Raw genomic sequence first — 25704 nt, forward strand, 5'->3', positions numbered from 1 at the left:
GCGGACTTATGATGCAGCCGTGTCGATCCCGGACGAATTGGAGAAAGCGCGCCGTTTGGCGTTCGCCGCCGACGAGACCGGGGCCCGTGATCTGCTGATGTCGTTGATTCCGCAGATCCAGCGGGACGACCGCGACGACCTCATGCTCGAAGCCCTTGCGCAGCTTGGCGAGATCTACCTGGTGCGCGGGGCCTGCGACGGGGTCCGGGAATCCGTCCGGCGCATACAAGAGTGTTTGGCGATCTACGCCGGTATCGCCGCCGGAACGAGCGTCGAACAGGTGCGCCTGGACGAGACCGCGATCGCCCGGATGGTCTGCCGATACTCCCGGCGCGCCCGGTTCCTGCAGACGGGTCTGGCCGCGGCGATGGGTGATCACGAAGGCGCGGCGGCGGAGCTGGAGTTGTTGTGCGACACCGATTCCGGGTCCGGATTCGCTGACCTCGCCGACGAACACCGACACCTGTGCACCCACGCGCAGGTCCTGTGTGCCACCGCCCTGTGCGATGACGACCTGCATGTGCGGTCAGTCCCATTGTGGGAAAAGGTCGTTGACAGTCTCGGTGCCGCCGGCGGAAGCGCCGAGCACGCCGACTACGTGTGGGTCGTCGCCGCGACCGGGTACGGCAGGTTCTGTGTGGAAACCGGACGATTGCCGGAGGCTGAGCCGTGGCTGCGCCGCGCCGAGGCGCGCGCGGAAGCCAGTGGTTGGGAATTGGCGACGGCCAGAGCACAATTGGAGCGCGCGGCGGCGCGTTGGGCGGCCAACGACCATGCCGGCACCGAAGAGTTGGTCGGGCGCGCCTATCCCATCATCGCGCGCCACGAACGCGCCCACGACGTCGCCCGGTGCTGGCTGTACATGGGACTCACCCGGCTGGGGGCCGGTGCCCTCGAGGCCGCCGACGAATGCTGGGAGCATGCCGAACGACACTGGCGCGACTTGGGAAAGCCGCTGCCCCTGCACCGCATCCTGTTGCAGCGCAGCTGGATCGCCATATTCTGGAGCCGCTTTTCCGACGCGGTCGAGCTGATCGCGCAGGCCCGGGATCTGCTGGACTCCTCGCCACGCAGCAGCTGGTTGCAGTACGCCCAGCTCGACAATCATCTGGGAACGGTCTGGCGCGCGGACGCTTTGGCGGACCTCGGTTTCGACAGCTCGGGCGATCCCGACGAGACGCTGCAGGAGACCGAAGCTCGTCAGGCGGAGGGGCTCGGCATCCTGCGCGGCGAGGTCGGCACGCCGGAGTACTGGCGCGGAATGGCCAAACTCGAACAAGCCGCCGAGCTCAAGGTGCCGGCCGCGCTCGCGGTCGACTCGGTGCGCTATTCGATCGCCGACGCCGACGCCAGGGCACGCTGGGCCACCGGCATTTCGGCGCCTATCCTGGCTGGCGCCTTTGCCGTGGCCTGGGAGTGGGAGAACACCGCACTGATCAGCGAGCTGGTCGAATACCACAGCGCACGAGGGACTTTCGAGGGTCTGCAGCGGCCGCAGATCGGCGAGTGGGCATCGACGGCCATCGCGTCGGTTCCCGTCGACGCGGATGCCGAACCCGTCGCGCTGGCGGCCGCGGGTCCGTCGGTAGCGGGCGGGGCGTCGTTGACCCGGCTGGGGCCGTTGCCGCCGTTGCAGATGCAACCGGGGGCGGCGCCTATCCTGAGCGACTATCGAGCGCTGGCCTTGCAGCGCTACGGGCGCGCTGTCACCGCGGCCGAACCCGCCTGGTCGACGTGGCCATGAGTGAGACCGACCGGCCGACCCTGGTACTGCGATACGCCGACCTCGGGATCGCCACCTACGCCAGTCTGCGGATCGTCGGAGAGCCGGACCGAACCGTCACGTGGGTGCTGGAAGAGCCACTGCTGTTGGCCGCGCTGCAGGAACTCACCGCCGCCCTGCCCGAACCGCACGGGACCGAAAGCCGCCGTGACGCCATCGAACGCGCGCTCAGCACGGGACCATTCGCCAAGCCGGGCACCGAACTCACGGTCGCCTACATCCTCGGTGTGTTGCTGATCGGTGCGCCCGGGTGGCGGCTGCTGGCCGAATGCGTGGACTCGCCGCGGGCCGTGCTGTTCGTCTCGCCCACCGCACGGCTGGCCCGGGTGCCCTGGGGATTACTGGCGATTCCGAAATCGGGACCGAGCAAAGAAGAACTGGTGCGTGCTCGCCAGGACGCGATCACCGCCAGCGGCCGCTCCGCGGCTCAAATCCCTTGGCAGCTCGACAATATCGACGTGCTGACCGACGGCCATCGGCTGATGGAATTGGTCGACGTGCTGATGGCGGTGCCGCCCAATATCGTGCACTCGCCGCGAACACCCGCAGGATGGGACGCTCGGCAAGCCGGGCCACCGCTGCTGGTTCTCGATCCTCGGGTGCCGGGACAACGACCGGACTCCGCGCTCGGATCGGTGCTGGGCCGGCCCTCCCCCCGCACGCCCGTGGCGCAGCACTTCGCCGAAGCCATGGAACGACGTCCCGTCCTGCCGCAGGCCGACACCGTCGTCGACCTGTTCCGCCGCCCGGATGCCGACCGCGCATGGCTGGCCGAGATGCTGGCTCAAACCCCGTGCCGGTTGCTCTACGTCGGCCATGCGAGTTCGGCCGATGACCACCACGACCGGGCCCCTCGCGCGGACCGGGCCGCCCTTCACCTGGCCGATACCGCGGATATTCCCGGCGACGCCAACGCAATCGGCGATCACCGCCCGTTGACCGCCTCGGACCTGATGGGCCTTCGGTTGCCGATGCCGCCACGCGTCGCGCTGCTGGCCTGCGGATCGGGTGGTGACTATCAATTCGACGAGGCGACCGGACTGGTGGCGGCGATGATCCTGAACGGCGCGCAGTTGGTGACGGCCACCCTGTGGTCGCTGCCGACGACCGCCGCGTACCGGCAGTTCACCGGGTGGGCCGGTGCGACCGACCGAGATCCGCCCGATCCGATGGCCGCTCTGGTGGCCGCCGTGGACACCGCGCACGATGCCGCCGAGGACGCCGGTTGCGCGGTGAATCGGTGGCAGCGCGAACAGATGCGGCGCTGGCGCGACGGGGATCTCAGTGCCAGCCCGCTGTATTGGGCCGCCCTGGTCACGTTCGCCGTGGACGGCGCGCGGTAGCGCTCACAGGGAGGCCACCCAGGCCGCGTGAACGGCCAGCACGTCGTCGGGCAGCGAAAGCTCTTCGCGGGCCGTCGGATCGAAGGCCACCAGCACGACGAGGCCCGGCCGCAGCACTGATAGGTCCGGGCCGCCGTCGCAGCGCGCCAGCTTGCCGATGAACGTCTCCCCCGACACCGCCACCACCTCGATGAAGACCTGGCGCTTGACCTTGCGCACGGTGCCGACCCCGACGGTGCGGTTCCGGGCATCCCGGTGGCGGCGGGACCTGAGCCATTCGGCCAGCAGCAACAGCTTGTTCATGCGATCAGGGTCCGGCCGGACACCGGCTACCGAACCCAACTTTATGGCTGCCACAAACTTTGCGTTGGCCCTATTCTGTCCAGATGAGCGCCGACCCGCAGGTAGTGACCGCCGTGGGCGGTGAGGTGGTGGGGCATCCGCGCCGGTTGGTGATCGAGGCGGCGTGGCGGGCCATCGGCCCTGGTGTGGAGGTGCTCAGCGGTGACGACGGCGGCCCGTTGAGCCGGACCGTCAAGCGCATCATCGATCCGTTGGTGCTGCGCCTACGCTCCAACCCCGCGTATTCGACCCCGGTGGTCACGCCCGACACCGCCGCGGCCATGCACGACCTCATCGTCAACAGTGGTGACGAATTGCGCTCGGCCGCAGCGTGGTTCGAGGCACTCAAGCTGGAGCGCCGCCGGCAGCGGATCCGCACGGGAAACGCCCAGGAACTGTATTTTCCGGTGTGCTTCGAACTCGCGGTGACGAAAGGCCCACCGACGCCGCAGGATTCCCAGACGGCGGCGGCGGTGCTCGGCGAAATCCACCGGGACCGCGATCGCACCGGCATCGAGGCCCTGCATCGATACGTGGCGGATGCCGATGTCGTTGCCACGCTGGCCAAGCAATTGGAACGCAGTTGGGGTGACATCCGCGCGGGCGAGGTCGTCATCGACCCGTTCCGGGCCGAGCTCGGCACGGTGTTGGGAACGGTGAGCAGCCATGGCGCCGCGGCGGCACGCCAGCGCGTCTGGTCGGCGATGATCACCGATCCCACCCCGTATAACCTGGGCGCGCTGGCACATACCGAGACCACCCGGCTGCCATGGTCGATCGTCGAAATCGGTTTGAGTTCGGCTGCGCCGCAACACCCCCCGGCGGTGGCGCAGAGCGCCGACGGCGAGCGTCCGTTGGATCGCAGCGTGGTGGACCGGGTGCGCGCGACCCTGCGCCGCGCGCTGGATCGCGACGCGTTGCCCGAAATCCCGTTGCTGTGTGAGGAAGAAGTGGACCGGGCCTGCGCGCCGTGGGGGTTGCTGGCCGAAGACAAACAGGCCACGCTGGTGGCCGGCATCGAGGTCGCGGTCCAGCTGGCTCCGCTGGATCCGTCCGCGTCCTGCCGCTACGACTTGGCAACGCAGATTCAGGCGCGGCTCCGTAAGGAAGCCTATGTGTTGCATGCCCGGCGCTACCTGGCCGAGAACGGCCCGATCCATCCGCGCCAACGGCAAGTGGTCGACGACCTCGCCGCCTACGCGCAGCCCTACCTGAGCCGGCTCTGGGCGCGGCTGCACGGGCGTGACGTTTGGCAGGAACCGTGTGCGGATGTCGATGACGTACGGGCGCTGCTCGACGGGGTGGCGCGGTCGGTGAGCCTCGACCACCGGCAACGGATCAAAGCGATGCTGGAATTGCAGGTGGCCGGATGAGATTGGTTGCCGATTCCGGGCTTTGGAGCACCGGCCCGGTAAATCCCACGGCCGCACTGCCGTTGGTCGCGCTGCTGGAAGTCAGCGGCGCGGTGCTGTCCTGGACGCTCGACGATCCCGACGATGCGGCCCCGCACATCACGTTTACCGATGTGTCGCGTGCCGACTGGTTGTGGCGGATCCTCGGCGAGGGCGGACACGTCGCCCTGGTGGCGGCGGTGGACGGCGCGGCCGGCCGGCCGGCCGGCATCGAGCTCACCGGCGTCGACCTGGTGCCGGGCTCGGTCGCCCCGCTGCGCAGGCTGGCTACCGGCCATTGGCTGCGCCGGTGGTGGCCGGCCAGCAGACAGGACGGCATCGTCGGCCTGGACCGTGCGCTGCTCGACGTCGAGGTTGCGTTGCTGACCGCCGGGGCGCAGAGCTTCTTTCCCGACGACACGCTGGACTCCGATGTGGCGCACCTGCTGGAGCCGCACGCCGCCGCACTGATAAGCCATGTCCGCAGCGACGATTCGCGGATCGTGGACCTGGTGCATGCGGGCGCCGAACTCGCCACCGAGCTCGGTACGGAGAACGATCGGTGGCCCGAACTCATTGTGGCTCTGGATGATTCGAGTCTGGTCCGGACGTTGCCGAGCGATCGCCGCGATGACTACGCGCTGGCCGCCGGCGCGGGCGCGGTTCCGCGCGGCGCGGGCACGATCGCCCGGGGCGTCACATCCATCGCATGGAGCGGGGTTCCGCCGGCGATCTTCGATGCCGCTGAAAACACCGTCGACTGGAGCGTGGAGGCCGGCGACTCGACCGTCGTCGCCGTCGTGCACGCGGCGGTGATCGGCCCGGACCCGGCGACGGGCATCGCGGTGCGCCTGCGTTCCGCGGCCATCGACGGCACCGGCACCCTGGACGCGACCGGGCGCGCCACTTTCCCGCTGGAAGATGGTCAGGGCCGTCCCCTCACCGAGTCGGGAGCATGGCACCACGACTGGTCGACGACGTCGGTGCTCGTGGGCGTCGAAACGGCGGAGTCCGCCGAGATCCGGCAGCGGGTACGGCGGTGGGTGCGATCACGGCTGGACATGCCGCCGCACGACGCCTTCCTCGCCGAAATATTGGCCTCGGAATCTGCCTATTAGGCCTACTAAGAACCCCGGCCATTCCCTATGCTGAGCGAGTGCCAAACACCTATCGCGTGGTTCAGTGGAACACCGGAAACGTCGGCAAGAGCTCGCTGAAATCCATCGTCACCAACCCCACCCTGGAATTGGTCGGCTGCTACGCCTGGTCGGCGGAGAAGGCCGGGCGCGACGCCGGCGAACTCGTCGGGATCGAGCCGCTCGGTGTCACGGCCACCAACGACATCGATGAGCTGCTGGCGCTGAAGCCGGATTGCGTGGTCTACAACCCGATGTGGATCAACGTCGACGAACTGGTCCGCATCCTGTCCGCGGGCGTCAACGTGGTGACCACGGCCTCTTTCATCACCGGACACAACCTGGGCGACGGCCGCGACCGCATCTTGGCGGCCTGCGAGAAGGGCGGCTCCACGATCTTCGGGTCCGGCGTCAGCCCGGGCTTCGCCGAACTGCTGGCCATCGTGTCGGCGATGGTCTGCAACCGGATCGACAAGGTCACCGTCAACGAGGCCGCCGACACCACCTTCTATGACTCGCCCGAGACCGAAAAGCCCGTCGGCTTCGGCCAGCCGATCGACCACCCCGACCTGCCGGCGATGGCCGCCAAGGGGACGGCCATTTTCGGCGAGGCCGTGCGGCTGGTGGGCGACGCCCTGGGCGTCGAGCTCGACGAGGTGAAGTGTGTGGCCGAGTTCGCCCAGACAACCGAGGACCTCGTCATGGCGTCGTGGACCATCCCCGCCGGCCACGTCGCGGGCACCTACATCAGCTGGCAGGGCATCGTCGGCGGCAAGACGCTGATCGATCTCAACGTCCGGTGGAAAAAGGGACAGACGCTCGAGCCCGACTGGAAGATCGATCAGGACGGCTGGGTCATCCAGATCGACGGACAACCGACGGTCACCACGAAGGTCGGCTTCCTGCCGCCGCCGTACTTCGAGGCCACCACGCTCGAGGAATTCATGGACCTCGGCCACATCATGACGGCGGTGCCGGCCATCAACGCCATCGCCGCCGTCGTCGCCGCGGCACCGGGAATCGCCACCTACGCCGATCTTCCGCTGACACTGCCGCGCGGCAACGCGTATGTCAGCATGGATCGGTGAGTGCGCGCTGCATCATTCGCACCCTCGGCGTTGCAGCCACGACGGCATCGACGTTGGTGAGCGGACCGCTCGGCATCCCTGCGGCGCATGCCGATCCGTGCCCGGACGTCGAGGTGGTGTTCGCCCGCGGCACCGGCCAGGACGCCGGTGTCGGCCACGTGGGTCAGGGCTTCGTCGACTCGCTGGGCTCGCAGATCAACGGGCGTTCGATGGGCGTCTATCCCGTGAATTACCCGGCGTCAGCGGCGTTCGCGTCGAGCGCTCGAGCCGGCGCCGACGATGTGGTCGCTCACGTCAACGACATGATCGGGCGATGCCCCGGCACGCGACTGGTGCTCGGCGGCTTCTCGCAAGGGGCGGGCGTGATGGATCTGGCCACCAGGGCCTTGCCGCCGCAGGCCATTGATCACGTGGCGGCGATCGCCACCTTCGGCAATCCCACCAGCGAGCTCGCCGGCAATTTCACCGGCGCCGTTTTCTCGCCGATCGGCCCGCCGTATGCCGCCAAAACCATCGACATGTGCGCCGACGGTGACCCGGCATGCTCCCCCGCCGGCGGCAATCTGATGGCGCACGGCTCGTACGTCCAGTCCGGGATGACCGCCCAGGCCGCCACCTTGGTCGCCGGACGGCTATAAGGCGGCGCGCCGCCGAGCGGGTTTGGCGTAGGCGGCGCCCAGCGCCGGCACCGCGATCGGACCCTGGTCGCGGACCGCCTCGATGGCGTTGCGCAGCGGACGGGCAAGGCCCGCAAAGGATCCCATGTCGAAAAGCAGCGGCGTCAGCAGCCGGTTGTGGACGAAACCGAAGGAGCTGCCGGTCTCGGGGTCGGCCCAGCCGAGCGTTCCGCCCAGGCCGACGTGACCGAAACCGTGCAGCAGACCGGGAACCGGCGACTCGTGGTAGCCCAGGTGAAAAGGCATGGGCACCACCATGTTCGCGTCGGGCCACTTGCGCCGCGCCTGCCCGGCCAGTCCGCGCGCGAGCTCCTCGGACAGGAACTTCTTGCCGTCCATTCGGCCGTCGTTGGCCAGCGCGCCGAACATCTTGGCCAGCGCCCGGCCGGTCACCACGCCGTTGGCGGCGGGGATCTCGCCGTCCAGGAACGGGGTGTCGCCCTTGATCAGCGAGACGACGCCGGGAAAGTACATCGCGCCCAGCGCTCCGGAGAACGGCAGACCGGCCACCCTCGGCGCGATGAAGTTGAACACCGGCGCGCGCAGCCGTCCCTGCGGTATCAGGATCTGCGCCGGCGTGGTCGGTGAGCCTTCCGGTGGGCGGCCCAGATGCAATCCGTCGGTGTTGAGCGGCCGGGCGACCTCCTGGCGAATCAGCTCGCGCATGCCTTTGCCGGTCACCGCCCTGGCCAGACCGGAGAGCAGCCACCCAAAGGTGAGCGCGTGGTAGGCCTGCACGCCGCGCAGGTGGTCGACCGGGGCCGCCGCCAGCCGCTCCTCCATGAGCAGGTGGTCCATCAACTCTGTCTTTGTGACGCCCCGCAGGTGCGACAACCCGGAACGGTGCCGCAACACGTCGCGGACCGTGATCCCGGCCTTCCCGTTGGCGGCGAATTCGGGCCAGTATTCGGCGACGGGCGCGTCGTAGGACAGCAGGCCACGATCGGCCAGCCGGTGAATCACCGTCGACGCGACGCCCTTGGTCGCCGAGAACACCATGGCACCGGTGTCCGCGGTCCAGCGCTGGGTGCCGGCCCGGTCGGACCACCCGGTCCAGACGTCCACGACGGGCACCCCGTCGACGTAGACGCTCAGGGCGCCCCCGCCGAACCGGCGGCCGGGAAACAGCTGGGAGAACACCTTGACGGCGCTCGCGAAACGCGGGTCGGCAGCACCGGACACACCGCGTGGCAAGCCATCGTCGGTGACCAGCAGAGTCGACGGCGTCACTGCGTCGCGACGCCCCGAGCGTTCACGAGGATGAAGCTATCAGCCGGACTGCTCCGGGGGCTCGGGTTTTATGTCGGGGGGTTGAACGGGGGGTGAGTCCCTCAAATATCGCCTCAGCCGCAGTAGCTGGTTGACCACCATGCCGATGCCGAGGAGCATCAACCCCGCGACTACTGCCACCACGATTGCGGTGCTCACGAGTCCATGATGACAGGGTCGGGGTTTTGATAAGTCCTGCTGAGGGGTAGTCAGCACGCCATGAGCGCCGAAGACAAGATGAAAAACAAGATCGAGGACGTCGGGGGCCGGGCCAAGGAAGCCGTCGGCAGGGCCACCGGGAACGCCGAGACCAGGGATGAGGGCCGGGCCGATCAGGCGAAGTCGGCATTGAAAGATGCCGGCGAGAAGGTGAAGGACGCTTTCAAAAAATAATGACCATTCGCAAGGTGTTGGCCGTCGCGCCGGCGCGCCGACTGTCGGTTTCTGCGCTGTCCGCGGCGGCGGTGTTCGGCTCGTTGCTGTCGAGCGCGCCGGTTCCGTCCGCGGCGGCCGAGCCGTGTCCCGATGTCGAAGTCGTTTTCGCCCGGGGGTCCGGGGAGCCGCCCGGTGTCGGCGGGATCGGCCAGCCGTTCGTCGATTCATTGCGCTCGCAGCTCGGCGGCAAGTCGCTGACCGTGTATCCGGTCAATTACCCTGCCAGCACTGACTTTTCAAGCCCCGACTTCCCGTTGACCGTCATCGACGGCATCCGGGACGCCAGTTCGCACATCGAGTCGATGGCGGCGAATTGCCCTAACACCAAGGAGGTGCTCGGCGGCTATTCGCAGGGGGCCGCGGTGGCGGGCTACACCACTTCGGCCGCCGTGCCCCCGGGCGTGCCCGCGTCCGCGGTGCCGCCACCGATGCCGCCGGACATCGCGAAGCACGTCGCCGCCGTGACGCTGTTCGGAACGCCGTCGGGTCAGTTCCTGCAGAAGTACAACGCTCCGCCGCTGGCCATCGGGCCGCTGTATCAGCCCAAGACGCTGGAGCTGTGCGCGCAGGGCGACCCGATCTGCGGCACCGGCAACGGCAACGATTTCGCCGCGCACACTTCCTATCCGGTTAACGGCATGACAAACCAAGCCGCCAACTTCGCCTCCAGCCACCTCTAGGATTTGCGGTCTTGCAGAATGAGGCCATGCGGGTTCTGATCACGGGCGGTACGGGTTTTGTCGGCGGGTGGACCGCGAAGGCCATCTCCGATGCGGGGCACTCCGTCAGGTTCCTGGTCCGAAACCCCGACAAGCTGAAGAACACGGTCGCCAAGCTCGGTGTCGACACCTCGGACTTCGCCGTCGCCGACATCACCGATCGGGTCGCGGTCCGTGAGGCGTTGCAGGGTTGCGACGCCGTCGTGCACAGTGCCGCCCTGGTCGCCACCGATCCACGCCAGACGGCCGAGATGCTCGCCACCAACATGCAGGGCGCCCAGAACGTGCTGGGCCAGTCCGTCGAGCTAGGTCTGGATCCCATCGTCCACGTGTCGAGCTTCACCGCGCTGTTCCACCCGGACCTGGAGACGCTGACGGCCGACCTGCCGGTGGTGGGCGGCGCGGATGGATACGGAACATCCAAGGCGCAGGTCGAGATCTATGCCCGGGGTCTGCAGGACGCGGGCGCGCCCGTCAACATCACCTATCCGGGCATGGTGCTCGGTCCGCCGGTCGGGGACCAGTTCGGTGAGGCCGGCGAGGGCGTGCGGGCCGCCCTGCAGATGCACGCGATTCCGGGTCGCAGCGCGGCGTGGCTGATCGTCGACGTCCGCGACCTGGCGGCGTTGCACGCGGCGTTGCTCGAACCCGGGCGCGGACCGCGCCGCTACACCGCCGGAGGCCATCGGGTGCCCGCCGCCGACCTCGCCAACCTGCTCGGGCAGGTTGCGGAGACGCCGATGGTGGCCGTCCCCATCCCGGACACCGCCCTGCGCGTTGCGGGCGCGGTGCTGGATCGAGCCAACCGTTTCCTGCCCTTCGAAACGCCGTTCACCTGGGCGGGAATGCAGTACTACACGCAGATGCCGGCCTCCGACGATTCGCCGAGTGAGCGAGAGCTCGGCATCACCTACCGGGATCCGCTGGAAACCGTGGCGGACACCTTCGAGGCCATCCGCGCCGAGAGCGGCTAGCCGCGGTGCGCCTTACGCGGCGGGTTTGATCTCCAGTCCGACGTGCACCTTGTCGATGCCGCCGCGGACGATCGAGTGCACGTAGAACCAGGGCGCGTGGTACCAGTACCGCTTGAGGACGGCGTTGTAGACCCGCCGCGTCTCGGACTTCGGTAGCACCCGGGCGACGGCTTCGATCTCTTCGCCCTTGGGCTTGCCCAGCGCCCCGCTCTTGGCGATCGTCACCCTGGGAGTGTTGTTGATGCGCTTGGTTTTCCACGACCCGTCGTCGGTGATCACCAACAACGTGTCGTTGCCGTCGGGCACGCCCCAGATCGGTGTCGGCTTCGGACGGCCGTCCTTGGTGAATGTCGTCAACAGCAAGTACTTGGACTGAATCACGTCCTTGAAGCTGGGGGCCACGCGTGTTCCTTATCTGTGGATGGTTGCCCCATCCATTCCCAAATCGCCAGGTTCCCAATCATCGCGTGGGTCACCCGGATTTACCAGCCCGCGGATTCTTCTCGCCGAGGACTTACGACTGCCGCGGCAGGGTCCTAATGCCCTCGTCGCCCTGGGTCTGCGGAGCGACCATCTCCGTAACGGCCCGGAGTTTTCGAGATACCCATCTCCTCTGTCGGTCATACTTCGGATTGGAGATTCGCTATGACCAAACCAATTCCGCCGCTTGACCTTTCATGGCTGCTGATCGAATCACCGGCCGGCACGACGCACGTCGGCGCGATGTTGTTGTTCAAAAAGCCGGCCGGCCGCGGGCCGATCGTCCGCGAGATCGTCGAGGCGTACCGGGCGTGCGAGCCGGCGCCACCGTTCGACTATGTGCCGGAGATCCTCGGTCGCGGCGCGCCCCATTTCCGGGAAGTGACGAGCTGGGATCCGCACTACCACGTCGGACACCTGGCGCTGCCCGCCGGCGCCTCTTACGACGACCTGTTGCGGCTCGTCGCCGATCTGCACGAGCCGCAACTCGATCGCGACCGGCCACTGTTTCGCTGCTGGCTGATCGACGGGGTGCCGGACCGAATGTTCGCGATCTACACCAAGACCCATCACTCGATCATCGACGGTGAATCCGGCCTGAAGCTGCTGTACGCGGGCCTGAACAAGTCCGATCAGCACACCATCCCCAAGCCCGCCTTCGCGCTCGGCGCTCCGGCACCCGCACCGCACCCGCCGACGCCGCTCGCAGAGCGGATCGTCGACTCGATGCGCGGGGCCATCACGCAGGTCGAAGCGCTCAACCAGGTTTCGTTCGGCGCATTGCGCAAGGTGTTCGCCGGTCTTGTCGGATCGCATCTGGAGGGCAGCCTCCCGTTCACGGCGCAGCACGCGCCCACCAATGATCCGCTCAAAATCGGGCGAAGCTTCGCGACGCTCGCGCTGCCGCTCGACGAGATGCGCGAGACCGGCCGCCACTTCGGGGCGACCCTCAACGACGTTGCAGCCACCATCATCGACGGGGGGTTGCACGCATACCTGCGCGAAACCGGCCGCGCGTTCGCGCACCCGTTCATCGCGATGTGTCCGGTCTCGTTGCGCGCCGCCGACGACATGGCGATCGGCACCCGGGTGTCGGCGATGTTCGTACGACTCGGCGAGCCCGGCGCGAGCATGCCGGAGCGGATCCGCCAGGTGGTGCACTCGGTTGCCGCTGCCAAGCAGGAAGTCGGCGACATGTCCAGCGAGGCGGCGATGACCTACGCGGTTGGCCTCGTCGCGCTCGCGGGCCTGGGCGCCTCGACGCACCTGGACCGCATCGGGCACCCGGCGTGCAACCTCGTCATCTCGAACGTGGCGGGCGCCAAGGAGACCCGATATCTCGACGGTGCGCGTCTCCTCGGCATCTACCCGGTCTCGGCGCTCGCCGCCTCGATCGGGCTCAACGCGACGCTGGCGTCCTATCACGGCAGTGTGGACTTCGGCTTCGTCGCAAACGCCGCGGCGATCGATGACGCAACGCAACTGGCCCGCCACACGCTGCGGGCCTATAAGGAGCTGAAGGCGGCGGCGAGAAGCCGGCCGGCGCACCCGAGGCGCGCGTCTTCCCGCCGTGTCAACGTGTCCTGAGCCGGCTCTGATCAGTTCGTTGCGGCCGCGACCGAGATGGATTGGCTCACCGTGTAACTGTCGATTCCTTCGGTACCGAGTTCGCGGCCGTACCCGCTGTTCTTGACGCCGCCGAACGGTGCCGCCGGATCCATGATGTAGCCCTCGTTGACCCCGAAAGTGCCCGACCGCACCCTGGCCGCGACGCCGTAACCGCGCTCGACGTCGGCGGTGAACACCGATCCCGCCAGGCCGTACTCGGAGTCGTTGGCGATCCGAATCGCCTCGTCGTCGTCCCGGTAGGAGATGACGGTGAGCACCGGGCCGAAGATCTCCTCGCGGGCAATCCGCATGTCGTTGCCGGCATCGCCGAACAGCGTCGGCTTTACGTACCAACCGGTTTCGAGTCCGTCGGGCATCTCGCTGCCGCCGGTCACCAGGCGCGCCCCTTCGCTTTTGCCCGCTTCGATGTACCCGCGGACCCGCTCCTGCTGGCGCTGCGCCACCAGCGGCCCGATCTGGGTGTTGGGGTCGGCCGGGTCACCCACCGTCATCGAGCGCATGCCCGCGGCCAGCGCCTCGGTGAACTCGTCCTTGCGCGCTTCCGGCACCAGGATCCGGCTCAGCGCATTGCATACCTGGCCGCCGTTGGCCAGGCTGGCCATCTGGATCGCGGAGGCGGTCGCGGCGGGGTCGGCGTCGTCGAGCACGACGGCGGCCGACTTGCCGCCCAGTTCCAGGCTCACCTGTTTCAGCCCCTGAGCGCATGCCAGCGCCACTTGCCGCCCGGCGCCGGTGGACCCGGTGAACGAGACCTTGTCGACGCCGGCGTGGCCCACCAGCGATTCACCGACGTCGCGGCCACCGGGCACCACGTTCAGTACGCCCGGCGGAAACTCCGCTGCCGCAACGAGTTCGGCGAGCAGCTGCGCATCGAGCACGGATTCGGGGGCGGGCTTGAGCACCACCGAACAGCCGGCCAACAGCGCCGGCACGATTTTGCACATGGTGAGAAACTGCGGCATGTTCCACGGCACCACCGCGGCCACCACACCCACCGGCTGCCTGCGGATCCGAATGTTCTTGCCGTACAGGCCCGGCCGATCCTGTTCCCACTGGTAATTCGCCGCCATGCCACAGAACGCCGAGATCATGGTCAGGGGAAGGCGGACCTGCGCCATTTTGGCGAACGTGATGGGTGCGCCGATCTCGGCCGAGATCAGCGCTGCCATGTCGGCTCGTCGCTCCTTGTAGAGGCCGGCCAGGCGGGTGATCGCCTCGATCCGGTCGGCGGCGTCCATGCGTGGCCACGGACCGGCATCGAAGGCCGTACGCGCCGCGGCGACGGCACGGTCCACATCCTCCGGTCCCGCGGCCACCGCGTGGCCGATCACCTCCTCGCTGTGCGGCGACACCACCGAGATCACGTCGCCGCGTCCAGAAGCCGGTGAGGTCCACACCCCATCGATGAAGAGCTCATCTCTCTCGTACATCAATCTCCTTGGGGCTCTGCGGGTTGAGCGGTCAGGTATTGCGACCGCCGTTGACTCCGAGTATCTGGCCGGTGATGTAGCCGGCCTCCTCGGAGACGAAGAAGGCGCATGCCGCGGCGATGTCCTCCGGCTTGCCCACCCGGCGTACCGGGGTGCGCTGAATGTGATCCTCGACCGTGCCACCGAGCAGGTGCCGCCGTTCGGCACTGCGCAGCATCGGCGTGTCGACGAAGCCCGGCGGAACCGCGTTGACGGTGATTCCGGCCGGTCCGTATTCGAGGGCCAGCGACTTGGTCAGGCCGTTCACCGCGGACTTCGCGGCCACGTAGTGGGCCATGAACGGCTGACCGGAGTGGGTGCTGGACGACGAGATGTTGACGATGCGACCCCATCCGGCCTCGACCATGTCGGGCAGCACGGCCTGAACGGTGTGGAAGACACCGTTCAGATTCACGTCGATCACCTTGGACCATTCCTCGAAGGACATGTCCGAGAACTTCTTGAAGCCCTCCACGCCCGCCGCATTGACCAGCACCAGAATCGGTCCGTACGCCGCGCGGATCTCGGCTACCGCGGTGTCGACCTGGGCGCGGTCGGTGACATCGGCGACATAGCCGAAGCCGTCATCGGTGGGAGACAGATCGACGACGGCCACCCGAAATCCGTCGCTGCGTAATCGCTCGGCGACGGCACGGCCGATCCCCGAAGCGCCACCGGTCACGACCGCCGTCTTCACGCGCGCACCACCCCAACTTTCCTGAGCGACCGCCCAAATAATGGGCTTCACATGCCTATCACCCGGCCTCGGCCACGGTCAAGCACGAGGTGGGCGATTTCGCCTTGATTCCGCTCAGGCGCCCTGCTTAGGGTCCGTGGATGGACAGACCCCCGTTCCGTTTCGGAGTGCAGGCCACCAATGCCGCCGGGGCACGCGCGTGGCGCGACACCGTTCGTCGGGTCGAAGATCTCGGGTACTCAACGCTTTTCCTCGCGGATCACTACCTGGGCCCGGGGCCCGCGCAACGCGAAGCGCGCACCCCACGCCAAGACCTGGCACCCATTGCGGCGATGGCGGCGGCGGCCGCCTGGACCGAGACCTTGCGCATCGGTTGCCGGGTCTTCTGCATCGACTACCACGTGCCCGCGGTGCTGGCCAAGGAAGCCGCGACACTCGATGTGCTCTCGGACGGGCGTCTCGAATTCGGCATCGGCGCCGGCTGGAGCGGAGTGGAGTACGCGGCGATGGGGCTGGAGTTCGACCGGCCGGGTCGGCGAATCGCCAAGCTGGCCGAGGTGGTCTCGCTCATCAAGGCCCATTGGCGGGGCGGGGAACTGGACTACTCGGGCGAGTTCGTCGAGGTGCACGGTTATGCGGGGCGGCCACGGCCGGTGCAGCAACCCCATCCGCCGATCATGATCGGCGGGGGTGGCCGGCGCGTTCTCACGCTGGCCGGGCGCGAGGCCGACATCGTCAGCATCTCGAGCGTGCCGTTTGTGGAGCGTGACGCCGAGGGCTTTGACCCACAGGCGGTGGCGGAGCGCCGGATCGGCTTCGTGCGGGCCGCCGCCGGTGAGCGCTACGGCAGTCTCGACGTCGAAAGCTCCCCGTACTTCACCGAGATCACCGACGATCCCGAGACCGTACTGGCGATGCTCGAGAAATCGACGGGCATCGCGGCGGACCTGTTGCGCGACCACCCGAATGTGCTGATCGGCTCGGCGGAACGCGTTGTCGAGACGCTGCATTCGCGGCGGGAAACCCTCGGCGTCAACTACGTCACCGTGCAGCAGGGACAGATCGAATCCTTCGCGCCGGTGGTGGCCCGCCTGCACGGCCGGTGAACCTTGACCACCGCGAGCGGAGGTGGGATATTTGGGCGATCGCTCAAGGGAATGAGACAGGCCTATGGCAAAGCGCACCAGATTCGGCGAGTACCAGAACAGCTATGCCAACTACAAGTTCGAGCTCACCGACGACGGCATCCTGTTCATGCAGTGCCATACCGACGGTGACAGCCTGGTGTGGAGCTGGAAAGCGCATGACGAGATGTCGGACGCGTTCGCCGATATCGCCGGGGACCGCGAGATCAAGGTGCTCATCCACACCGGAACGGGCGAGAACTACAACGCCAACTGGGGTCGCCTACCCAACGGCGAGCCGCCCGAACATCCCATCTACCAGGCCATGCCCAATGACCGCGGGACGCACAAGCTCGACGAGAAGGCCTGGTACGCACGCCATCTCATCTTCAATGTGCTCGACGTCGACGTGCCCATGATCAGCGCGGTCAACGGTCCGTGCAACATGCACTCCGAAGTGCCGATCATGGGCGACATCGTGCTCGCCTCCGAGGACGCCTACTTTCAGGACGCCTCCCACTTCCCACGCGGGCAGGTGCCCGGCGACGGTCAACATGTGATCTGGAGCGTGCTCGCCGGGCACAACCGCGCGCGCTACTTCCTCCTCACCGGCCAGAAGCTCAGCGCGCAGGAAGCCAAGGAGTGGGGCGTGGTCAACGAGGTGCTGCCCAAGGACAAGGTGTTAGACCGGGCTTGGGAGCATGCCCGCGAACTGATCAAGCGACCACCGCTGACCCTGCGGTACACACGACAGTTGTTCACCAACCCGCTCAAGCGGGCTTTCGTCAACGAGCTCGGACACGGCCTCGGACGCGAAACCTACGCCCAGCGCGTCTTCTTCCCGTTCGGCGGCGAGATGGCACCGCTGGACCGGGCCTGGGACGCGGAGCCTTGGTCGACACCGACGAACGACGGAGTCCGATCATGACCGGCATCCAGCAGCGCCTGTCGACCGGGCGGGGCAAGTTCACCACCGACTATCCCGAACTCGGGACCGGACCCGTCAGCTACGAGGACTCGATCTCCGAGGAGTTCTTCACCGCCGAGCGCAAGGCGGTCTTCGAGCGAAACTGGTTGTGCGTCGGACGTATTGAACGCCTCCCCCGCAAGGGCTCGTACTTCACCCGCGATCTGCCCGGAGGCCTCGCTTCGATCGTGATCGCCCGCGACCGGGACGACACGGTGCACGCCTTTCACAATGTGTGCGCACACCGCGGCAACAAGGTTGTCTGGCAGGAGCACCCGGGGCGGGAATCGTCGGGCACCTGTCGCGCGTTCGCGTGCAAGTACCACGGTTGGCGCTACGGCTTGGACGGCAAGGTCAACCACATCACCAATGAGGACGAGTTTTTCGACCTCGACAAGAGCGCGCTGCGGATGCCGCCGGTGCACTGCGAGGTCTGGGCGGGTTTCATCTTCGTCAACCTCGCCTCGGAAAAGGACGGGGTCGCGGTGCCGTTGCGCAGTTTCCTCGGTGACGGGCTGCTGGGCATCGAGGCCTACCCCTTCGAGAAGATGACGCAGCATTACGGGTTTTCCACCCGCATCAACGGAAACTGGAAGCTGGCCGTCGACTCGGTCTGCGAGTGGTATCACCCACCGTATGTGCACGGCCGCTTCATCGACCCCGACGTCTCCAAGGCCGAGAAGATGGTGCCGCCGGTCGACTCGTATCACTACGAATTGTTCCGGCCGCACATGCTCACCTCGGTACCGGGGCCGCCGCCGCTACCGCCGCGCGAGCCGGGCACCGCGGAACCGGCCCGCCAAGACCAGCGCTGGGTCTACAAGCTGTTCCGCGCCGGGTTGTTCGGGCCCGACGATGTCCCCGACCTGGGCTTCGAGGGACCACAACCGGGCTTCCTGAACCGCGGAGACATCGCCTCGTGGGGCAACGACCAGTTCTGGGTCTTCCCAAATATTTCGATCCAGATCTGGGCGCGGGGGTACTACATCACCTACACCTATTGGCCCGAAACCGTCGACTCGCACATCTACGAGATCGACATGTACTTTGTGCCGCCGGCCAACGCCGCCGAACGCCTCGCGCAGGAACTGGTGGTCGACAGCACGATCGAATTCGCGATGCAGGATGTCAACACGATCGAGGCCACGCATTCGGCCCTGAAGACGCGCGCGCAGAACACCTTCCACCTCAGCGACCAGGAATTGCTGATCCGCCAGTTCCACACCGTCATCCGCGACACGGTGGATGCCTACCGGGCCGGGGAGTCGTCATGACCCGCGTCGGCGACGATGCAGAGCGAAGCGATGCTGAGGAGCGGCGCTCATGACACTTCCACAGGGGTTCGCCGACCTCGAACCGTTCGTCGCCGATTGGGCGCTGCCGACCCGGGCGCAACGCTACGAGGCGCGGCTGTCGAAGCCCTACGACGAACTCGTCGAGTTCTACGACGCCATCGCACCCAGGGCGGAGCAAGCGATCGCCTACCTGAATGAGCTCGACATCAACGCCTTACGGGACGACGCGACCAGGCTGCTGCACCTGCTGTATTCGATGATCCTGGTCTCCTATGCCGTCAACGTGTTCAAGCAGAACCGCATCCCGGACTCCGGTGCCGCGTTCTTCGACATGGTCGCCGAACCGGCCGTGTGATATGACCACACTGTGACCGCATCCCAGCGACCGAAAGCGCGCGACTCCACGACGCGCGACATGCTGGTGGCCGCGACGAGTCAGATCATGCTCGAGGAAGGCTATGCCGCGGCCACGTCGCGCCGCGTCGCAGCCAAGGCCGGGGTCAAGCCGGCGTTGGTGCACTACTACTTTCCCACGATGGACGACCTGTATCTGGCCGTCTTTCGCCGCGGCGCCGCGATTTACCTGGAGCGCCAGCAAAAGGCGTTGGCCTCCGACCGGCCACTGCACGCATTCTGGGCCACGCTCACCGAGCCCAAAGACACCCGACTGCTGCTGGAGTTCATGGGACTCGCCAACCATCGCAAGGAGATTCGGGCCGAGATCTCGGCGTGGTCGGAACGCTGGCGCGAACAGCAGATCACCGCACTGAACTTCATCGTTCGCGAACACGAACTCGACACGGACGAATTCCCGCCCGCGGCCCTCGCTGTCGTCATCGCCTCCATCGGCCGCACCCTGATCCTCGAGCAGGGACTTGGTACCCACGGTGGACACGACGAGGCCGTCGCGTTGGTCAACCGATTCCTGGACCGGTTCGAGATGCCCACCCCGAAGAGTCGCCGGAGCACCTGAGACGGCGCTCAGGGCAACACGACGCGCAGCCGCTCCCAGCCGCGAACGGTCGACGTCGACGCCAATTGCGCGGTGTCGTAATCGATGTCCCATTCGGGCCACCGGTTGAGGATCTCGTCCAGCGCGACGCGGCCCTCGAGGCGCGCCAGGTTGGCACCCAGGCAGTAGTGCACACCCTTTCCGAAGGTGATGTGCGAGATGTTGTCGCGACGGATGTTGTAGGTGTCCGGATCGGCGTAACGGCGGGGATCCCGGTTGGCGGCGCCGAACAGCAGCAGCATGGCGCTACCCGCCGGGACGGTGGTGCCGTAGCACTCGAAATCCGTTGCCATCCAACGTGCAACGTGTGGGCCGGTGGGTTCGAATCGCAATGTCTCGTCGACGGTACGGGTCAACAGTGACCGGTCCTCGTAGACCTCGCGGCGCTGGTCGGGATGCTCGGCGAGCACCTTGGCCAGCCAGCCGATCAGCCGGCCGGTGGTCTCGTTGCCCGCCCCGGCGACCACCTGTGTGTAGTGCAGCACCTCTTTGCGGGTCAGCTTGCGGTGCACGCCGTTCTCGTCGTCGAATTCGACGTTGAGCAGTGTGGTCATCAGGTCGTCCGACGGGTTCTTGGATCGCCATTCGACGTAGTCGGCGTAGATCCGGCCGTCGGCGATGGAGTCGGCGTTCGCGACCTTCAGCGGCGCGCCGGGCTTGGTGCGCAGGTTGGCGTCATTGGCGTCGCGCACCGAGACCTGTTCGGACTCGGGGATTCCCAACAGCATCCCGATCACCCGCATCGGCATCATCGAGGCGAGTTCGGCGATGATGTCGAACCCTCCGGAGCCGACGAGGGGGTCCAGACACCGCACGCAGTATTGCCGAATCTGGTCCTCGAGGGCCGCCATCCGGCGGGGCGTGAACACCCGCGACATCAGGCCACGCAGCCTTGAGTGTTCGGGCGGATCCTGAAACATCATGACACCGCCGGGCATGTCGAATTTCGACTGGATGAGCTCGAGGATGTCGCTTCGCCTGTTGGAGAAGGTCTCCCAGTTGGCCAGCCCGCGCTCGACGTCGGAATGCCTTGACAGGGCCCAGAAATCGTAACGCTCGTTGTAGTAGATCGGCGCCTCTTCGCGCAGCCGCGCGTAGATCGGATAGGGGTTCGCATTGATGTTGACGTCGTAGGGGTCGTAGTAGACGTCGGTGTCGTTGGCGACGGTCATCGATGCCTTCCTTACTTCAAGCAGCTGCCGGCATCCACCGGCAGCGCAACACCGGTGATGTATCGGGCTTCGTCGGACGCCAGGAACAGCACAGCGTTACTGATGTCCTGGGCTGTCACCCACGGGATGGGGAGCGTGTGGAAGGTTTGGCAGATCGGCGCGAGGTCGTCCGGCCCGGGGTTCTCCAGATCGGGGCGGAAGGCGTGAAAGGTGCATTCGTTGATCAGCAGCGGCGTGTTCACATGGGTCGGCAACACGGCATTGACCCGGATCATCTTGTGGCCCAATTCAACCGCGAACGCGCGCATCAGCCCGATCACCCCGTGCTTGGCCGACGTGTAGTGACCGGTGTGTAAGTAGGCCTTCCTACCCGCGACCGACGACGTCAAGATGATCGAACCGCCGCGGTCTCCGTCCAGCATGTGCGGGACACCGGCTTTGACCGTCTTCCACACTCCGCTGAGGTTGACGTCGATCATCTCCTGCCACAGCGCCTCATCGGTCTTGTGCAGCTTGCCGGTCATCGTGCCGATGCCCGCGTTGGCGACGATGACATCCAGCCGTCCCAGCTGTTCGACGCCGCTGTCGACCGCCGCCTTCAACGCGTCGTAGTCGCGCACGTCGACTTCGGCGGTGACGACGCGAGCGCCCGCGTCCTTGACCATGCCGGCGGTGACGTCGAGGTCTTCCGGCGTAGCAGCGGGAGCCGGGGATCCCTCGAATCCGCGGCAGATGTCAACCGCGATGATGTCGGCGCCCTCCTGCGCGAGCCGGACGGCGTGACTTCTGCCCTGCCCCCGTGCCGCACCGGTCACGAATGCGACCTTGCCGTCCATCCGACCCATGGCATCCTCCACCTCATCGACATTGGGCGATCGCCCAAAAGTGTGGCGCAGGCCATGTCTAGCAGCATCCCGACGAGTCCGTCAAGAGAGCGCAGGACGGCATCCGGGAGATGATGGTCGGGTGGCGTATGACAAGGCGGCGACCGGGATTCTGCTGATCGATCCCTACAACGATTTCATTTCTCCGGGCGGGAAAGTGTGGGATCGGTTGCAAGGCGTCATCGAGAGCAACGACTGCGTTACCCATATGAAGCAGGTGCTGGACGCCGCCCGCGGCGCGAATCTGCGCGTCTTTTATGCGCTGCATCGTCGGTACCGGCCGGGCGACTATGAGACGTGGAAATACGTCGCGCCGGTCCAGCGGGCGGCCTGGTCGCGCAAGACCTTCGAATACGGCACCTGGGGCGGTGAGATCCGTGCCGGGTTCGAGCCACGACCGGGCGACATCGTCGCCCACGAGCATTGGTGTTCCAGCGGTTTTGCCAACACCGACTTGGACCTGCAACTCAAACGCCATGGGATCGAGCGGGTCATCGTCATGGGTTTGATCGCGCATACGTGCGTCGAGGCGACGGTCCGGTTCGCCGCCGAGCTCGGTTATGACGTCACAGTGGTCGGGGATGCCACGGCCGACTACTCGGACACCGAGATGCGCGCCGCCCTCGAGGTGAACATGCCCAACTACGCTTCGGCCATCGTGACCACCGACGAGGCCGTCGCCGCGATCGCTTCTCTTTAAATAGAGGTCACGGGGCCGCCCGGATCCGTGAAGATTTCTCGCACGGGTGTGAAGGCTTCGTTAAGAACGAGGCACGCCACCCGCCCGACCAGCACCGTAGAGCCATGACGCCCTTCGAGCTGCCGGCGAACCATGCCGCCTGAGGCCGTGGCCCGGGACGGCACACTGTGCTGGGCTCAGCTGCGGACCGTGCCCGGCGCGGCGTCGGTTCGAGTCACGGCCACCTACGCGGTCCTTTTGCTCGTCATCTATCTCATCCTCGCCGCGCTAGGCCCGCACGCACACGCGGTCGCCGTAACCCGAATGAGCACCAACGTCCACAACCTCGGGCGGGGACAGCTGGGCACCCTGATCGGGAGCGCGTTCGTCAACGATGGCGGTGATCTGTTCTTGTGGCTGCCGGGGCTGGTCTGCCTCCTGGCTCTGGGGGAGCTCATGTGGCGCGGCAGGGGACTGCTCGTCACCTTCGCGGTCGGCCACATCGGCGCCACGCTGATCGTCGCGGTGGGACTTGTCGCGGCCATCGAAACGGGGATGCTGCCGGTCTCGGTCGCCCGCGCCAGTGACGTGGGAATCAGTTACGGCGCGGTTTGCGTGCTCGGTGCGCTCACGGCGGCGATCCCGGCGCGCTGGCGCGGCGTCTGGGCGGGCTGGTGGCTGGGGACCGCGGTCGTGGCGGCCGCGGCCGCGGATTTCACCGCCGTCGGCCACGTGGTGGCGCTGCTGCTCGGCGTCGGATTGTCATTGCGGCTGCGCTCGGTGGCCTCCTGGACTCCCATTCACCAGGCGTTGCTCATCGTCGGTGTCACCTTCGGCTATCTCCTGCTCGCCGGGCCTTCGCTGATGGCACCCGCCGGTGGGTTGGCCGGTGCGCTTGTCGGGCTGGCCACCAATCGCTCCCTAGTCAGAGGGCCCCGTCAGTGTGTCGACGTGGTAGCGGCCGGCGGTCCAGGGCGGTGAATCGGCGGTAGGCGTCAGGCTGATCGTCACCTGCGCTTTGCCGGCGGTCGCCGACGGCGGCACCAGGTAGCTGTCGTCCAGCCACCGGTGAAACGTGTTGCTGCGCGGTTGCAGCCAGTTCCCCGCGGGCACGCCGTCCACCGCAACGTCGGCCGATTGGAATCCGGTCGCTTGATCCGATGTGCGACGCAGCACGATGCCGTGATTGTCCGGATCGATCTGGACGTGAAACGTGATCGCGCCCTGGCCGGTACGGACCGAGCCGACGACGGGCAGGGTGTCCTGAGTGCCCTCGTACTCGCTGACCAGTAGTTGATCGATGCCATCGGAGTCGGCGTAGCCGTGCAGCACTCGATTGATTGGATCGGTGGGGTTGACGTCGTCGCCACCGGTGACGCCGGCATCCGGCTGTGTGTAGAGGAATGCGGTTGAGCTGTAGTCGGGTTGGACCATGTTCCGTTTGCCGTGCTCGATGCCGAATCGGAGCGCGGAGTGATAGCCGATCGCGTCGGCCAGCATGATCCGGTAGACGGCGACGCAATAGTCGGCGCATCCGCCCGTGGCCGTGCGTTGATCGGGTTGGCCGTTGAGTGGATCGCTGAAGTGTGTGCCGTTCTTGAAGTACCAGCCACCCTCGTACAGGTCCTCGGTGCCGGTGCCATACCACTGCGGCGACGCGGCTCCGTCGGCGTAGACCCGCTCGGCACCCTCGAGAAAGTAAGGGGCATCGTCACTGAACGCCGTTTTGGTCCGGTAGCCGTGAATGGTTTGACTGATACCGACGAATTTGCCGCGTCCCTGTTCGTCGGCGAATAACCAGTCCTGACCCGGCGCCGTCGGTCCGGCATGGGAGCGCGCAGTGAAGTACCCCGCACGTCCGCTGGTGAGTGCAGGCGCCCACTGGGCGTCGGGTGTGGTGGCGATGTCGCCGTCTATCCCCGACACTCCCTCGGTGCTCGCGTTGACCAGTGTGATACTGGCCGAGTGCGCGAAAGGCATTGGCCACCAATCGCATAACACCACAGACCCGTCGGGTGCCGGGATGCTCGCGAACATCAGCGATCGCACGGTGTTGACGCCCAGTCCGGCGCCGAAGAATTCCCCTAGCGGGGAGTCGACCAAGGTTCGGCCGTCGAAATCGATCCGCAGCCACAACCCGGTCAACTGCCGGACTGCCGGTTCGGGCAGCCGCAGCCGCAACGCCGAGATGCTCGCCGAGCCAGTCGATTCGGCGATGATCCGCTCCTCGCCGGGGGGTATGTCGATGACCCGCTTGCTGTGCGTCGCACCGGCCGCGTCCGGTTTGGGGTCAACCGTGCCGGCGGAGCCGAGCGTCTCCAGCACATCGAGCGCGGGATCGTTTGGCGAGAACGTGTTCACCCCGTCGGCGTTGGGAAATTGCCGATAATCCACGTGGTAATACTCCAAATGAGATGCGACGCTGACGCGCATCGACCGGCGATAAGGCATCGGCACTTTGATGTAATCGCCTCCCGGCGACTGAGTGGCATTGGCCACCAGCGGCCACACGAACGGGGCCCCGAGCTCGCCGTCGACCAACGACTGCAACGGTGTATCTACGACGGTCTGCCCGTCCAGCTCGATGCGGAGGTTTCCGACGGCGCGAACATTTCCGCCGTCGCGGGTCAGCCAGATCGAATCGATTTCTCCGGCACCGTGATCCTCCGCGATGACACAGCCGGCGCCCCCTGGCGCCAGGCACCCGCCGCTGCCGTTGCGATTGCCGGTGGAAATGTCGAAATCGCCGCCGCTGCGATCAAAACTCGAGACCTGCAGGGTCTGCGAGCCGGGGTTCAAATAGGGCAACCGGTCCAAGCGACGGTAGGTGTCCCACCCGACTATTCTTTCGCCGGGCTGAGTCGTGACGGGTGCAGCCGGCTCTGCGCCGGCCGCCCCGGCCCGGGGAATTGACAACAGCAGCAACGCAAATACCGTGGAGCACACCCGCGCTGCCACCGACATAGCAACTGAGCCTACTTTTGTCGGTGTCCTTGGCGGCCCCGGCGGCCAGCGCCGCGCAACCAGAACGCCTACCCCGTACTTGCAGTTAGGTGTAAAAAGGGATTCCGTACCCGAAGTCGGGTTTAAGCCGGCGCAACAGAGTTGGATCCTCTTTTAACCATTTTTTGTAAGTCAT

General features: G+C 66.7%; 25 protein-coding genes. 17 read left to right on the top strand and 8 right to left on the bottom strand.

Features of this window, described 5'->3' with window-relative positions; genetic code table 11:
• The first annotated feature begins 19 nt into the window (after positions 1–19).
• Together A5688_RS18820 and A5688_RS18825 are read left to right on the top strand one after the other, a co-directional pair.
• Positions 20–1744 (top strand): hypothetical protein, encoded by a 1725-nt coding sequence (locus tag A5688_RS18820; protein ID WP_067914840.1) that lies wholly within the window; start codon positions 20–22, stop codon positions 1742–1744.
• Positions 1741–3126 carry a CHAT domain-containing protein gene (locus A5688_RS18825; RefSeq protein ID WP_067834391.1) on the top strand — a complete coding sequence of 462 codons (1386 nt, stop codon included), beginning with the start codon at positions 1741–1743 and terminating at the stop codon, positions 3124–3126. The genes A5688_RS18820 and A5688_RS18825 overlap by 4 nt, the downstream gene beginning before the upstream one ends.
• A gap of 3 nt (positions 3127–3129) precedes the next feature.
• Here the strand turns inward: A5688_RS18825 and A5688_RS18830 are convergent, their stop codons facing one another.
• Positions 3130–3468, bottom strand: coding sequence for a hypothetical protein (locus A5688_RS18830; RefSeq protein WP_067834293.1), 339 nt, complete (start codon positions 3466–3468; stop codon positions 3130–3132).
• 44 nt (positions 3469–3512) lie between these two features.
• On the opposite strand from A5688_RS18830, the gene A5688_RS18835 reads away from it, so the two are divergent.
• The 4 genes from A5688_RS18835 to A5688_RS18850 are packed head-to-tail and all read left to right on the top strand — an operon-like array spanning position 3513 to position 7721.
• Positions 3513–4841: a hypothetical protein gene (locus A5688_RS18835; RefSeq protein ID WP_067914838.1), complete on the top strand. Its 1329-nt coding sequence runs from the start codon at positions 3513–3515 to the stop codon at positions 4839–4841.
• Positions 4838–5977, top strand: a complete 1140-nt coding sequence (locus tag A5688_RS18840; RefSeq protein ID WP_067834295.1) for a hypothetical protein — start codon at positions 4838–4840, stop codon at positions 5975–5977. Before A5688_RS18835 ends, A5688_RS18840 begins: the two co-directional genes overlap by 4 nt.
• Before the next feature lie 38 nt (positions 5978–6015).
• The gene (locus A5688_RS18845; protein WP_067834296.1) at positions 6016–7083 is read left to right on the top strand and encodes an NAD(P)H-dependent amine dehydrogenase family protein; all 1068 of its coding nucleotides are present in this window, start codon (positions 6016–6018) and stop codon (positions 7081–7083) included.
• Positions 7080–7721 carry a cutinase family protein gene (locus A5688_RS18850; RefSeq protein WP_082951213.1) on the top strand — a complete coding sequence of 214 codons (642 nt, stop codon included), beginning with the start codon at positions 7080–7082 and terminating at the stop codon, positions 7719–7721. Before A5688_RS18845 ends, A5688_RS18850 begins: the two co-directional genes overlap by 4 nt.
• On the opposite strand, the gene A5688_RS18855 is transcribed toward A5688_RS18850, so the two are convergent.
• Positions 7716–8990, bottom strand: a complete 1275-nt coding sequence (locus tag A5688_RS18855) for a serine hydrolase domain-containing protein (protein WP_067834298.1) — start codon at positions 8988–8990, stop codon at positions 7716–7718. The two genes, A5688_RS18850 and A5688_RS18855, sit on opposite strands and share 6 nt — an antisense overlap.
• Positions 8991–9248: 258 nt before the next feature.
• Here A5688_RS18855 and A5688_RS18860 point away from each other — a divergent pair, with 258 nt between their 5' ends.
• From A5688_RS18860 to A5688_RS18870, 3 genes are read left to right on the top strand one after another with little or no spacing between them, the layout of a single operon-like run.
• Complete coding sequence (locus tag A5688_RS18860) at positions 9249–9422, top strand: CsbD family protein (RefSeq protein WP_067834300.1); 174 nt, start codon at positions 9249–9251, stop codon at positions 9420–9422.
• Positions 9422–10144 carry a cutinase family protein gene (locus A5688_RS18865; RefSeq protein ID WP_067834302.1) on the top strand — a complete coding sequence of 241 codons (723 nt, stop codon included), beginning with the start codon at positions 9422–9424 and terminating at the stop codon, positions 10142–10144. Before A5688_RS18860 ends, A5688_RS18865 begins: the two co-directional genes overlap by 1 nt.
• Before the next feature lie 26 nt (positions 10145–10170).
• Positions 10171–11157 carry an SDR family NAD(P)-dependent oxidoreductase gene (locus tag A5688_RS18870; protein ID WP_067834395.1) on the top strand — a complete coding sequence of 329 codons (987 nt, stop codon included), beginning with the start codon at positions 10171–10173 and terminating at the stop codon, positions 11155–11157.
• Positions 11158–11169: 12 nt separating this feature from the next.
• Here A5688_RS18870 and A5688_RS18875 read toward each other — a convergent pair whose 3' ends face one another.
• Positions 11170–11559, bottom strand: coding sequence for a PPOX class F420-dependent oxidoreductase (locus A5688_RS18875; RefSeq protein ID WP_067834304.1), 390 nt, complete (start codon positions 11557–11559; stop codon positions 11170–11172).
• Positions 11560–11802: 243 nt separating this feature from the next.
• Between A5688_RS18875 and A5688_RS18880 the strand changes: the two genes are divergently transcribed.
• The gene (locus A5688_RS18880; RefSeq protein WP_067914836.1) at positions 11803–13224 is read left to right on the top strand and encodes a wax ester/triacylglycerol synthase family O-acyltransferase; all 1422 of its coding nucleotides are present in this window, start codon (positions 11803–11805) and stop codon (positions 13222–13224) included.
• Positions 13225–13235: 11 nt separating this feature from the next.
• Here A5688_RS18880 and A5688_RS18885 read toward each other — a convergent pair whose 3' ends face one another.
• Both A5688_RS18885 and A5688_RS18890 read right to left on the bottom strand, forming a co-directional pair.
• On the bottom strand, positions 13236–14696 hold the full coding sequence (locus A5688_RS18885; RefSeq protein WP_067914834.1) for an aldehyde dehydrogenase: 1461 nt from the start codon (positions 14694–14696) through the stop codon (positions 13236–13238).
• A 31-nt stretch (positions 14697–14727) separates the two neighbouring features.
• Positions 14728–15432, bottom strand: a complete 705-nt coding sequence (locus tag A5688_RS18890) for an SDR family NAD(P)-dependent oxidoreductase (protein WP_068268243.1) — start codon at positions 15430–15432, stop codon at positions 14728–14730.
• Between the two features lie 140 nt (positions 15433–15572).
• Between A5688_RS18890 and A5688_RS18895 the strand changes: the two genes are divergently transcribed.
• The 5 genes from A5688_RS18895 to A5688_RS18915 all read left to right on the top strand — a co-directional run bounded on the left by A5688_RS18895 (position 15573) and on the right by A5688_RS18915 (position 19791).
• Complete coding sequence (locus A5688_RS18895) at positions 15573–16538, top strand: TIGR03621 family F420-dependent LLM class oxidoreductase (protein ID WP_067834312.1); 966 nt, start codon at positions 15573–15575, stop codon at positions 16536–16538.
• 64 nt (positions 16539–16602) lie between these two features.
• A complete protein-coding gene (locus A5688_RS18900; RefSeq protein WP_067910347.1) occupies positions 16603–17484 on the top strand; it encodes an enoyl-CoA hydratase/isomerase family protein in 882 nt (293 codons plus the stop codon).
• Complete coding sequence (locus A5688_RS18905) at positions 17481–18797, top strand: aromatic ring-hydroxylating oxygenase subunit alpha (RefSeq protein WP_067910344.1); 1317 nt, start codon at positions 17481–17483, stop codon at positions 18795–18797. Before A5688_RS18900 ends, A5688_RS18905 begins: the two co-directional genes overlap by 4 nt.
• Before the next feature lie 49 nt (positions 18798–18846).
• The gene (locus A5688_RS18910; protein WP_067910341.1) at positions 18847–19173 is read left to right on the top strand and encodes a hypothetical protein; all 327 of its coding nucleotides are present in this window, start codon (positions 18847–18849) and stop codon (positions 19171–19173) included.
• 60 nt (positions 19174–19233) lie between these two features.
• A complete protein-coding gene (locus A5688_RS18915) occupies positions 19234–19791 on the top strand; it encodes a TetR/AcrR family transcriptional regulator (protein ID WP_067834319.1) in 558 nt (185 codons plus the stop codon).
• Positions 19792–19799: 8 nt separating this feature from the next.
• Here A5688_RS18915 and A5688_RS18920 read toward each other — a convergent pair whose 3' ends face one another.
• Both A5688_RS18920 and A5688_RS18925 read right to left on the bottom strand, forming a co-directional pair.
• Positions 19800–21002: a cytochrome P450 gene (locus A5688_RS18920; RefSeq protein ID WP_067910338.1), complete on the bottom strand. Its 1203-nt coding sequence runs from the start codon at positions 21000–21002 to the stop codon at positions 19800–19802.
• 11 nt (positions 21003–21013) lie between these two features.
• Positions 21014–21847, bottom strand: coding sequence for a mycofactocin-coupled SDR family oxidoreductase (locus A5688_RS18925; protein ID WP_067910352.1), 834 nt, complete (start codon positions 21845–21847; stop codon positions 21014–21016).
• A 121-nt stretch (positions 21848–21968) separates the two neighbouring features.
• On the opposite strand from A5688_RS18925, the gene A5688_RS18930 reads away from it, so the two are divergent.
• Together A5688_RS18930 and A5688_RS18935 are read left to right on the top strand one after the other, a co-directional pair.
• On the top strand, positions 21969–22586 hold the full coding sequence (locus A5688_RS18930; protein ID WP_067834321.1) for a cysteine hydrolase family protein: 618 nt from the start codon (positions 21969–21971) through the stop codon (positions 22584–22586).
• Between the two features lie 132 nt (positions 22587–22718).
• A complete protein-coding gene (locus tag A5688_RS18935; RefSeq protein WP_082955085.1) occupies positions 22719–23546 on the top strand; it encodes a rhomboid-like protein in 828 nt (275 codons plus the stop codon).
• On the opposite strand, the gene A5688_RS18940 is transcribed toward A5688_RS18935, so the two are convergent.
• Positions 23487–25529: a DUF2961 domain-containing protein gene (locus A5688_RS18940; protein WP_067910335.1), complete on the bottom strand. Its 2043-nt coding sequence runs from the start codon at positions 25527–25529 to the stop codon at positions 23487–23489. The two genes, A5688_RS18935 and A5688_RS18940, sit on opposite strands and share 60 nt — an antisense overlap.
• Between the last annotated feature and the right edge of the window lie 175 nt (positions 25530–25704).

The sequence above is a fragment of the Mycobacterium mantenii genome (assembly GCF_001667865.1).
In the GTDB taxonomy this organism is placed as follows: Bacteria; Actinomycetota; Actinomycetes; order Mycobacteriales; family Mycobacteriaceae; genus Mycobacterium; species Mycobacterium mantenii_A.